A 10,931-nucleotide genomic window follows, 5' to 3' on the forward strand; every position below is an offset into this window, starting at 1 on the left:
ACGTGCTGTTCTTCCCGATGCACTTCCTCGGCCTGTCCGGCATGCCGCGCCGCTATGCGGATTATCCGGACGCTTTCGCCGGCTGGAACCTCGTTTCCTCGATCGGTTCCTACATCTTCTTCGCCGGTCTCTTCGTCTTCATCGGCGGCGTGGTCTATGCCTTCGTCCGCAAGGAGAAGGCTGCCGACAACCCGTGGGGCGAAGGTGCGACGACGCTGGAATGGACCCTGTCCTCCCCGCCCCCGTACCACCAGTTCGAGACGCTTCCCCGCGTCGTCGATACCGGGCACTAAATCGACCGAGTGGGCGGCCTCGCGCCGCCCGCTCCTCCCCAGAGGGCTTGCGCTGACAAGCCTTCCGGCGAGGAGCCGACTTTCAGGAGGCCTTTTCGGCCTCGTCACGGCATTTCGGAAGATCAATCAGTTATGAGCACCATGTCGAACAGTTTGGCCGATAACCGCGTAGAGCCCCTTGCCACGGCAGGCGTCTCGCAGGGTGACGTGTCCGACTTCTTCGCGCTTCTCAAGCCGCGCGTGATGTTTCTCGTCGTGTTCACAGCGCTCGTCGGCATGGTCGTGAGCCATTCGGACGTTCATCCCGTCGTGGCTTTCGTCTCGCTCCTGATGATCGCCATCGGCGGCGGCGCGTCCGGTTGCCTGAACATGTGGTGGGATGCGGATATCGACGCCGTCATGACCCGCACCCGCAAGCGTCCGATTCCGGCCGGCAAGATCCAGCCGGGCGAGGCCCTCGCCTTCGGCGTGACGCTCTCCGCCGGTTCCGTGATCATCCTGGGCCTTGCCAGCAACTGGCTGGCCGCCGGCCTTCTGGCCTTCACCATCTTCTTCTACGTGGTCGTCTATTCCATGTGGCTGAAGCGCTCGACGCCGCAGAACATTGTCATCGGCGGCGCGGCGGGCGCCCTCCCGCCGATCGTCGCGCAGGCCGCCGTCACCGGCCACGTGGCGTGGGACAGCGTCGTGCTGTTCGCCATCATCTTCATGTGGACGCCGCCGCATTTCTGGGCCCTGGCCCTGGTGAAGTCCGGCGACTACGAGCGCGCCGGCATTCCCATGATGCCGAACGTGGCCGGCCCCGATTCCACCCGCTTCCAGATCCTGGCCTACACGGTGCTCCTGGCCCCGCTCGGCCTCGCCCCGGTGGCGCTCGGCTTCGGCGGACTGGCCTATGCCATCATCGCGCTGATCGGCGGCCTCGGCATGCTGGCGCTCGCCGTGCAAGTCTACCGCCTGCGCCAGGGCGAGCCCGCCATGCGCGTTGCCCAGCATCTGTTCGGCTTCTCGATTCTCTACCTCTTCCTGCTTTTCGCGACCCTTCTCGCGGAGCACGGCTTCGGCTTCTTCCGGCCGGTTTTCGGGTGATCGAATGGCAGACCGCACTGAATACGTTCGCCTGACGCCCGAGGAGCAGAAGCGCCGCCGCAGGCGCTCGCTGGCCCTGGCCCTGACTCTCGCGGCCTTCTGCATCCTGCTCTTCGCGATCACCCTTGTGAAGCTTGGACCGGGCGTTCTTCAGCGTCCCCTGTGAGGCTCAAATGGCTGAAACATCCCACACCCAACGCAAGATGAATCGCACGGCCTTCGCCTGCGTGGGCGTTGTCGTGGGCATGGTCGGCTTGGCTTATGCGTCCGTGCCGCTCTACGACCTCTTCTGCAAGGTCACCGGCTTCGGCGGCACCCCGATCATCCGCGACGCCAACGGCTCCGAGGTGATGGACCGGACGATCGCCGTCCGCTTCGATTCCAACGTGGCGCCGGGCCTGAACTGGCGCTTCTCTCCCGAGAAGCCCGAGATCAAGGTGAAGCTCGGCGAAACCACGACGGTCTATTACAAGGTCACCAATACGGGCGACAAGCCGAGCACGGGCATCGCCACCTACAACGTGCAGCCCGACCTGGCGGGCACCTATTTCTCCAAGCTCGAATGCTTCTGCTTCACCGAGCAGACCCTGCAGCCGGGCGAATCCCTGGAATCAGCCGTCGTCTTCTACGTCGATCCCCGCCTCGTGCAGGACAGCGACGTGAAGGACCTGACCTCTCTCACCCTCTCCTACACCTACTTCCCCTCCAAGGGGGGCAAGCCGGTGGCGGAGGTGACATCATCCACCAAACCCATTGCTCAATAAGAGACGTGACAAGCTAGGCGGAAACGTCTTAAAGCGAGTTCACATTCGAGGCACGGAGACGACACGAAATGGCCGAGGCCCACGCCAAGAACCACGACTACCACATCCTTGAACCGAGCCCGTGGCCGCTCATCGGCGCGGTCAGTGCCTTCCTGATGGCATCCGGGTTCGTGACCTGGTGGAAGGACATCGCCATCGCGGGCATGCACCTGGGCCCCTTCGTGTTCGGCGCCGGCATCATCGGCGTGCTCTACACCATGCTCAGCTGGTGGACCGATGTCGTTAAGGAAGCCAACACCGGCTATCACACCCGCGTGGTCCAGCTTCACCACCGCTACGGCATGATGATGTTCATCGCCTCCGAGGTGATGTTCTTCGCCGCCTGGTTCTGGGCCTATTTCGACGCCGCGCTCTATGCCGGCGACCCGCAGCTCTATTCCCGCATAGACGTTCTCGGCGGCGTCTGGCCGCCCAAGGGCATCGAGACGTTCGATCCCTGGCACCTGCCGCTGCTGAACACCCTGATCCTGCTCACCTCCGGCACCACGGTCACCTGGGCGCACCACGCGCTCCTGGAGAACGACCGCCAGGGCCTCAAGGCGGGCCTGTGGCTCACGGTGATCCTCGGCCTGATCTTCTCCTGCGTTCAGGCCTACGAGTACAGCCACGCCACCTTCGGCTTCTCGGGCAACATCTACGGCGCCACCTTCTTCATGGCGACGGGCTTCCACGGCGCGCACGTGATCATCGGCACAATCTTCCTGGCCGTCTGCCTCCTGCGCGCCTATCGCGGTGACTTCACGCCCAAGCAGCATCTCGGCTTCGAGTTCGCCGCCTGGTACTGGCACTTCGTCGACGTGGTGTGGCTCTTCCTCTTCGCCGCCATCTACGTCTGGGGCTACGGCGGACACGCCGCCGCCGGGCACTGAGCCGCTAGCATATCAAACTCAGCAAGGGCGGCTCAAAGCCGCCCTTCGCTTTTGAACTCCCGGCACCATCCGGCCTGGCGTTCGTTGACCGGCAACCCATTTGGAGAAAAGCCGTGGCCTATGATCCTTCCGCACCCTCCCCGATCACCACGGGCCTCAAGGGCCTGTGCCCCCGCTGCGGCAAGGGACATGTCTTCCAGGGCTACCTGAAGGTCAGGCCGAAATGCGAGGTCTGCGGCCTCGACCTCGCCTTCGCCGACACGGGCGACGGCCCGGCCTTCTTCGTCATGTCCATCGTGGGCATCGTGGTGGTGGCCCTGGCCCTCTGGGCCGAGTTCGCCTTCTCCCCGCCGATCTGGCTCCACCTCGTCATGTGGACGGCCCTGAGCATCATCATGAGCCTCGGCCTCGTTCGGCCGCTCAAAGGCGTCCTGGTGAACCTGCAATACCATCACAAGGCCGAGGAAGGACGCTTCCGGTAGTGACGGCCTCGTCCCAAAAAATCCGCTCGCTGATCGTCCCAAGCCTCGCGACGCTCGTCGCGCTCGCGATTCTGATCGGGCTCGGTACTTGGCAGCTCCAGCGCATGGCCTGGAAGGAGGGCCTCATCGCGCAGATCGGGGCCCGCGCCTACGGCGAGCCCGGCGCCATCGTGCCCGAGGCGGAATGGGCTTCCTGGAGGGCCGATCAGGACGAGTTCCGCAAGGTTCGGGTGACCGGCCGCTTTCTCCATGAGTTCGAAGCCCCGGTCTACGGCCTCCTTCCCGGCGAGCGGCAGGGTGCTCCGATCCAGGGCTACTACCTGATCACGCCCCTGAAGCTCGCGAGCGGCGCCATCGTGATGGTCAACCGGGGCTTCGTGCCCATGGACCTGCGCGATCCCGCCCGCCGTCCCGAGAGCCAGCCCCAGGGCGAGGTAACGATCACCGGCCTCGTGCGGGCGCCCGAGGCCCGCAACCCCTTCACGCCGAACGACGATCCCATCAAGAATCAGTGGTTCGCCCGCGACCCGCAGGCCATCGCCGCCGCCCACAAGCTCGAGCGCGTCGCGCCCTTCCTGATCGACGCGGACGCCACGCCCAATCCGGGCGGCTGGCCCCGGGGCGGCCAGACCCCGCTCACCCTGCCGAACAATCACCTGCAATACGCGGTCACCTGGTTCGGCATCGCCCTCACGCTGATCGGCGTGTTCGCTGCCTTCGCGTGGCGGCGGATGAAGGAATAACGCAGCGCTAGAACCGCCTTGCCGTCGCGGGTCGCTGCACCTAATGTCCGGCCGAATTTCCAGGAGATCCACCGTGCTCCATGTCTCGACCCGGGGGGAAGCCCCGGCGCTCGGTTTCGCCGATGCCCTGTTGACCGGCCTTGCCCGCGACGGCGGCCTCTACCTGCCGGAAAGCTGGCCAAGCCTGTCCCAGGACACGATCCGGGGCTTTGCCGGAAAATCCTATGCGGAGGTGGCGAAGGCCGTGCTCGGCCCGCTGGTCGACGGCGATATCCCGGATGCCGCGCTCGGCCGGATGATCGACGATTCCTACGCCTCCTTCCGCCACGCGGCCGTCTGCCCGCTGACCCAGCTCGGCGACAATCTCTTCGTGCTGGAACTCTTCCACGGCCCCACGCTCGCCTTCAAGGACGTGGCGATGCAGCTGCTCGGCCGTCTCATGGACCATGTGCTGAAGGCCCGTGGCGCCCGCGCGACCATCGTGGGCGCGACCTCGGGCGATACGGGCAGCGCCGCGGTCGAGGCGTTCAAGGGCCTCGATCAGGTCGATATCTTCATCCTCTACCCGCATGGGCGCGTCTCGGACGTGCAGCGGCGGCAGATGACCACGGTGGCCTCGCCCAACGTCCATGCGCTCGCCGTCGAGGGCACCTTCGACGATTGCCAGACCATGGTGAAGGGCATGTTCAACCATGCCCGCTTCCGCGACGAGCTGCAGCTCTCCGGCGTGAACTCCATCAACTGGGCGCGCGTCGCCGCGCAGGCGGTCTATTACTTCACCGCCGCCGTGGCCCTGGGCGCGCCCTATCGCCCGGTCTCGTTCTCCGTGCCCACGGGTAATTTCGGCGATATCCTCGCCGGTTGGGTCGCCAAGCGCATGGGGCTGCCCATCGAGCGGCTGATGATCGGCACCAACGCCAACGACATCCTGACCCGCACGCTCGGCTCCGGTTCCTATGAGATCAAGGGCGTGCAGCCCACGACCTCGCCGTCCATGGACATCCAGATCTCGTCCAATTTCGAACGCCTGCTGTTCGAGGCCTACGGCCGCGACGGCGAGGCGATCCGCCGCCTCATGGCCAGTCTCGGTCAATCACGCGCGTTCACGATCGAGGCGGGCCCCCTCGCCCGCATCCGCCAGGAGTTCTCGGCCGAGGCCGTGAACGAGGACAGCGTGCTCGCCGAGATGGCCGAGACCTACCGGACGACAGGCTACGTGCTCGACCCACACAGCGCCGTCGGCACCCGCGCCGGGCGCGCCCTGCTCCAGCAGCAGCCTGGAACGCCCGTGGTCGCGCTGTCCACGGCTCATCCGGCCAAGTTCCCCGACGCGGTCGAGCGCGCGACGGGCCTACGCCCCGCACTTCCGCCGCACATGGCTGATCTGATGGAGCGCAAGGAGAGCTTCACCGTTCTTCCCAACGACCAGGCTGCGGTCGAGCGCTTCATCCGCGAGCGCGCGCGGGCGGTCAAAGGCGCGGCCGCATGAACCAGCACTTCGTCCACGAGAAGCGGATCGAGATCACGACCCTTTCCAACGGCCTAATGGTCGCCACGGAGCAGATGCCGGCAATCGCCACGGCGACGCTCGGCGTCTGGGTCGGAACGGGCTCCCGTCATGAACGCCCCTACGAGCACGGCCTGTCCCATCTCATCGAGCATATGGCGTTCAAGGGCACGGCCCGCCGCTCGGCGCGCCAGATCGCCGAGGACATCGAGAATGTGGGCGGCGACATCAACGCCGCCACCAGCGTCGAATACACGAGCTACACGGCCCGCGTTCTCGGCGAGAACGTGGATGTCGCGCTCGACGTCCTGGGCGACATCCTCATTCATTCCGCTTTCGACGCGAACGAACTCGCCCGCGAGAAGGGCGTGATCCTGCAGGAATACGCCGCTGTCGAGGACACGCCCGACGACCTGATCTACGATGCCTTCATGGAAACGGCGTTCTCGCACCAGGCGGTCGGACGCCCGATCCTCGGTACCCCGGACACGATCAAGAGCTTCGACGAGGCGACGATCCGCGCCTTCCTGGCTCGGGAATACACGCCGGGCAAGATGGTGCTCGCCGCCGCAGGCGACGTGGAACACGCGCAGATCGTCGACATGGCGGAACGGCTCTTCGGCGGAATGCCGACAGTTGCCCCGCAGCAGCCGGAACCGGGACGCTACACGGGCGGCGAGAGACGGATCTCGCGCAAGCTCGAACAGGCCAATCTGGTCCTCGGGCTGCCGGGCCTCTCGTTCAAGGATCCAGGCTATTACGCCGTCCACCTCTTCGCCCACATGCTCGGTGGCGGATTGACCTCGCGTCTCTGGCACGAGGTCCGCGAGACCCGGGGCCTCGCCTATTCCATCGATTCCTTCCACTGGCCCTTCTCCGATTGCGGCCTCTTCGGCATCGGGGCCGGAACGGCCGGTGCGGATGTGCGCGAGCTGATGGACGTGACGCTCGCCTGCATGGCCCAGGCGACCCGTGACATCAGCGAGATCGAGCTGGTGCGTGCCAAGGCCCAGATGAAGGTCGCCCTCCTCACGGCCCTGGAGACGCCCGGCGGCCGGATCGAGCGTGTCGCACGCCAGCTCCTGTCCTGGGGCCGGGTCGTGGCGAGCGAGGAGATCATCAGGAAGGTCGACGCCCTCGAAGTGGACCACGTCCGCGAGGCGGGACGGCAGCTTCTGCAGGGCGCTCCGACGCTCGCGGCCATCGGGCCGATCAAGGGATTGCCGTCTCTGGACGACATCGCCTCGGGACTGAGGGGCTGATTTTTTCTGCCCATTCTTCCCCTACGTCACGTCCGATTCTCCTCAATCCCGCCGCAAAGTGATCTCATCGCCACTGGTAACAATAACCAACGAGTCCTGCGGACAAGTGGGGAGCGTCTTCGGCCCCACCTTGCCCTCAAGGCTCCTGACCGGTACCAATCCTGTTCCATTGTTTTAGTACCGGACGAAAGACCGAAGCATTGCGGATCGTATCTTTCGCCATAACCCTTCTTTTGGCGACTTTCCTGGGGCTGGCTTTGCCGTCCACCGGCTGGGCGGTGGAATCCGTCCGCGTCGACCCCAAGATGAAGGCTATCGACCTCACCCCGGCCATCGAGCGCTACAACTCGGACGGTGACGAAATCAGGATCTCGACCGCGCCGGGACGCGACGGCATCGTTCGCCGCATCGCCGTGAAGGCGCGCGAGGCCGGCACCCGGCCCGACTGGATCGTCTTCGCGCTCACCAACGACACCGACGAGCAGGTGGACCGCCTGCTCGTCGCCCCGCATTTTCGCCTTACCGGTTCCGGCGTGCTCTGGCCTGACCTGGGGGCGACCCGCATCGCAGCCATCACCGCCAGCCAGGGCATCCGGCCCGACCGGGACGACAGCGAGGATGCCGACATCTTCCTGATCACTCTCGATCCGGGCACGACCGTCACCTTCGTGGCGGAGCTGCGCTCCAACAACCTGCCCCAGCTCCATCTCTGGGATGCGAATGCCTATAAGGACCGCGTCAACGGGCTGACGCTCTACAAGGGCATCATCATCGGGATCGCGGGCCTGCTGGCTCTGTTCCTCACCATCGTCTTCGTGGTGAAGGGGGCCCTGATCTTCCCGGCGGCCGCGGCGCTCGCCTGGGCGGTGCTCGCCTATGCCTGCATCGATTTCGGTTTCTTCCAGCGCGTCTTCCCGATCAGCGAGGCGACGGAGCAGATCTACCGCGCCGGCGCCGAGGCGGTGCTGTCGGCAACGCTGCTCGTCTTCCTATTCGCCTATCTCAATCTCAACCGCTGGCACGTGCGCTACAGCCACGTCACAGCCTTCTGGCTGCTCTTCCTCGGCGCCATGGTGGCGCTCGCCATCGTGGACCCCCCGGTCGCCTCGGGCGTGGCGCGCATGTCCATCGCGGCCGTGGCCGGCATCGGCTTCGTGCTCGTGATCCATTTGGCGACCCACGGCTATGACCGCGCGGTCATGCTCGTTCCCACCTGGCTTCTCCTGGTGGCCTGGGTGACGGCGGCGAGCTTCACGGTCGTGGGGCAGCTGTCCTCCGACCTCGTCCCCCCGGCCCTGGTGGGCGGCCTCGTTCTGGTGGTCATGCTCATCGGCTTCACGGTCATGCAGCACGCCTTTGCCGGCGGTGCCTTCACGCGCGGCTTCGTGAACGATACGGAGCGCCGGGCCCTGGCCCTGACCGGCGCGGGCGATATCGTATTCGACTGGGACGTGGTGTCCGACAACATCTTCGTCAGCCCCGAGGTCGAGCATCAGCTCGGGCTCAAGCGCGGCTCGCTCGAAGGCCCAGCCTCCGCCTGGCTCGACCTGATCCACCCCTTCGACAAGGACCGCTACCGCCTCGCCCTCGATGCGGTGATCGAGCAGCGCCGTGGCCGCCTGAATCAGGATTTTCGCCTGCGCTCATCGTCCGGCGCCCACCATTGGTTCCGCCTCAAGGCCCGGCCGGTCATCGGCTCGGACGGCGAGGTGCTGCGCATCGTCGGCACGCTCGCGGACGTCATGGACAGCAAGACCGCCGAGGAACGCCTGCTGTACGATGCCGTCCACGACAACCTGACGAGCCTGCCGAACCGGCAGCTCTTCTACGACCGCTTGGAAGCGGCCCTCACCTTCGCCAGCCAGGACGATGCCCTGCGTCCCACCGTGCTCGTCATCGACATCGACAAGCTGAAGGACGCGAACGCCACGGCGGGCTATGCGGCCGGCGACTCGGTTCTGCTCACCCTGTCCCGCCGCCTGAGCCGCCTGCTCAAGCCGCAGGACACCCTGGCGCGCATCTCGGGCGACGAATTCGCCATCATCCTGCTCTCCGAGCGCGAGCCGGACCGCATCATCTCCTTCGCCGACATGGTCCGGCGGGTCGTGACGACCCCGTTCACCTATGCCGACCGCGAGATCTTCCTGACCGCCTCCATCGGCATCGCCCTGCACGATCCGCAGATCGCCGCGCGGCGCGAGGAGGTGCTGCGCAACGCCGAGATCGCCATGGCCCATGCCCGGCGCCACGGGGGCGACCGGATCGAGGTGTTCCGGCCGACCATGCGTTCGGATCGCAGCGACCATTTCACGATGGAGACCGACCTTCGCCACGCCCTCGAGCGCAACGAGATGAAGGTCCTGTTCAAGCCCATCGTGCGCCTGGAGGACCGGACCATCGCGGGCTTCGAATCCATGCTGCGCTGGGACCATCCCCGCCTCGGCCGCATCGGGCCCGAAGACTTCATGTCGATCGCCGAGGAAACCGGCCTCATCATCAAGCTCAGCGTCTTCCTGCTGGAACAGACGGGCTATGAACTCGCCGCCTGGCAGAACGCGCTCGAGGTCGAGCCGCCGATCTTCGCCAGCGTCAACATGTCGAGCCATCACCTGCTGCGCCACGACCTGCTGCAGGACGTGAAGTCGGTCATCGCCCGCACGGGCGTCATCCCGGGCACGCTCAAGATCGAAATGACCGAGAGCCTCGTGATGGAGAATCCGGAATATTCCGCCCAGATGCTCGGGCGCCTGCGCGATCTGGGAGCGGGCCTCTCGCTCGACGATTTCGGAACGGGCTATTCCGCCCTCTCCTATCTGCAGCGGTTCCCGTTCGACACGATCAAGGTGGACGAATCCTTCGTGCGCCTGATGGCGTCCGGCAAGCCGGTCATCCTGCGCTCCATCGTCAAGATGGCGCACGAACTCGGCATGGAGATCGTCGCGGAGGGGGCGGAGAGCGAGTCCGAAGCCATCGAGCTCTATCAGCTCGGCTGCGAATACGCGCAGGGTCCCGTCTTCGGAGAGCCGATGTCGACCCTGCAGGCCCGCCAGCTCGTGGGAGCGGCTCCCGCGGCCGCCTGATCAGGCGTGGCCGGTTTCCATCGACAGCATGGCCGGCTCGATCCCGATCCGGCGCAGGGCCATCTCGTAGCGAAGGTCGGCGGCGGTGCTGAAGATCAGGTCCGCATCGGCCGGGCAGTTGAGCCAGCCGTTGGCCTGGAGCTCCATCTCGAGCTGTCCGGCGCCCCAGCCGGCATAGCCCAGGGCCAGCACGGCGTTCTCGGGCCCGTCACCGCGGGCGATGGCGCGCAGGATGTCGATGGTCGCGGTCAGGCAGATGTGATCGTCGATCGGCAGGGTCGATTGGGCGAGGTGGAAATCCGGCGAATGGAGGACGAAGCCCCGGCTCGTCTCCACGGGTCCGCCCATCAGCACCTGCATGGTGCCGACTTTCCGCGGCAGGCGGATGCGCTCCGGCTCGGGAAGGATTTCGAGCTGCACCAGCAGGTCCGGCATGTTCAGGTTGGCGGCGGGCCGGTTGAGGACGATCCCCATGGCTCCTTCGGCCGAATGGGCGCAGATATAGATCACGGACCGAGCAAAACGCTCATCCATCATGCCCGGCATGGCCACGAGCATCTGTCCGTCCAGGTAGGGAGATTCGATATCGTACAAAGGAAGCTGCGAGCCCATATCCTAAATCTGCCTTGCCGGACTGGGCCGGATCACAGGATCGTGGATGGCCAGCCCGAAGATAAATGCATAAGGGAAGCGCGTCAGGGAGGTGTCAGTTCCATGGCATTCATGCTCCGGGTCGCATCGGTTGCGATTTTTTCGATTTTGTCCCTTACGGCGGTTGTTGC

General features: G+C 65.7%; 10 protein-coding genes and 1 pseudogene. 10 read left to right on the forward strand and 1 reads right to left on the reverse strand.

Annotation, left to right across the window (positions count from 1 at the left end; translation table 11 throughout):
* From OC446_RS17190 to OC446_RS17235, 10 genes and pseudogenes are all read left to right on the forward strand, one after another.
* Nucleotides 1–293: pseudogene (locus OC446_RS17190) on the forward strand (cytochrome c oxidase subunit I); the annotation flags it as partial.
* A 132-nt stretch (nucleotides 294–425) separates the two neighbouring features.
* The gene (locus OC446_RS17195; RefSeq protein ID WP_262030250.1) at nucleotides 426–1,382 is read left to right on the forward strand and encodes a heme o synthase; all 957 of its coding nucleotides are present in this window, start codon (nucleotides 426–428) and stop codon (nucleotides 1,380–1,382) included.
* A 4-nt stretch (nucleotides 1,383–1,386) separates the two neighbouring features.
* Nucleotides 1,387–1,548: a hypothetical protein gene (locus tag OC446_RS17200; RefSeq protein ID WP_009764724.1), complete on the forward strand. Its 162-nt coding sequence runs from the start codon at nucleotides 1,387–1,389 to the stop codon at nucleotides 1,546–1,548.
* A 7-nt stretch (nucleotides 1,549–1,555) separates the two neighbouring features.
* Nucleotides 1,556–2,146, forward strand: coding sequence for a cytochrome c oxidase assembly protein (locus tag OC446_RS17205; protein ID WP_262030251.1), 591 nt, complete (start codon nucleotides 1,556–1,558; stop codon nucleotides 2,144–2,146).
* Nucleotides 2,147–2,214: 68 nt separating this feature from the next.
* Nucleotides 2,215–3,075, forward strand: coding sequence for a cytochrome c oxidase subunit 3 (locus tag OC446_RS17210; protein ID WP_262030252.1), 861 nt, complete (start codon nucleotides 2,215–2,217; stop codon nucleotides 3,073–3,075).
* Nucleotides 3,076–3,188: 113 nt separating this feature from the next.
* Nucleotides 3,189–3,557, forward strand: a complete 369-nt coding sequence (locus OC446_RS17215; RefSeq protein ID WP_262030253.1) for a DUF983 domain-containing protein — start codon at nucleotides 3,189–3,191, stop codon at nucleotides 3,555–3,557.
* Nucleotides 3,557–4,300 carry an SURF1 family protein gene (locus OC446_RS17220; protein ID WP_262030254.1) on the forward strand — a complete coding sequence of 248 codons (744 nt, stop codon included), beginning with the start codon at nucleotides 3,557–3,559 and terminating at the stop codon, nucleotides 4,298–4,300. The genes OC446_RS17215 and OC446_RS17220 overlap by 1 nt, the downstream gene beginning before the upstream one ends.
* Nucleotides 4,301–4,373: 73 nt before the next feature.
* Nucleotides 4,374–5,789, forward strand: a complete 1,416-nt coding sequence (gene thrC, locus OC446_RS17225; protein ID WP_262030255.1) for a threonine synthase — start codon at nucleotides 4,374–4,376, stop codon at nucleotides 5,787–5,789.
* A complete protein-coding gene (locus tag OC446_RS17230) occupies nucleotides 5,786–7,069 on the forward strand; it encodes a M16 family metallopeptidase (protein WP_262030256.1) in 1,284 nt (427 codons plus the stop codon). The genes thrC and OC446_RS17230 overlap by 4 nt, the downstream gene beginning before the upstream one ends.
* Before the next feature lie 200 nt (nucleotides 7,070–7,269).
* Nucleotides 7,270–10,149, forward strand: coding sequence for an EAL domain-containing protein (locus OC446_RS17235; protein WP_410055086.1), 2,880 nt, complete (start codon nucleotides 7,270–7,272; stop codon nucleotides 10,147–10,149).
* On the opposite strand, the gene OC446_RS17240 is transcribed toward OC446_RS17235, so the two are convergent.
* A complete protein-coding gene (locus tag OC446_RS17240; RefSeq protein ID WP_262030257.1) occupies nucleotides 10,150–10,761 on the reverse strand; it encodes a YqgE/AlgH family protein in 612 nt (203 codons plus the stop codon).
* Nucleotides 10,762–10,931: the final 170 nt, after the last annotated feature.

The organism is Microvirga sp. Mcv34 (assembly GCF_024519725.1).
In the GTDB taxonomy this organism is placed as follows: domain Bacteria; phylum Pseudomonadota; class Alphaproteobacteria; order Rhizobiales; family Beijerinckiaceae; genus Microvirga.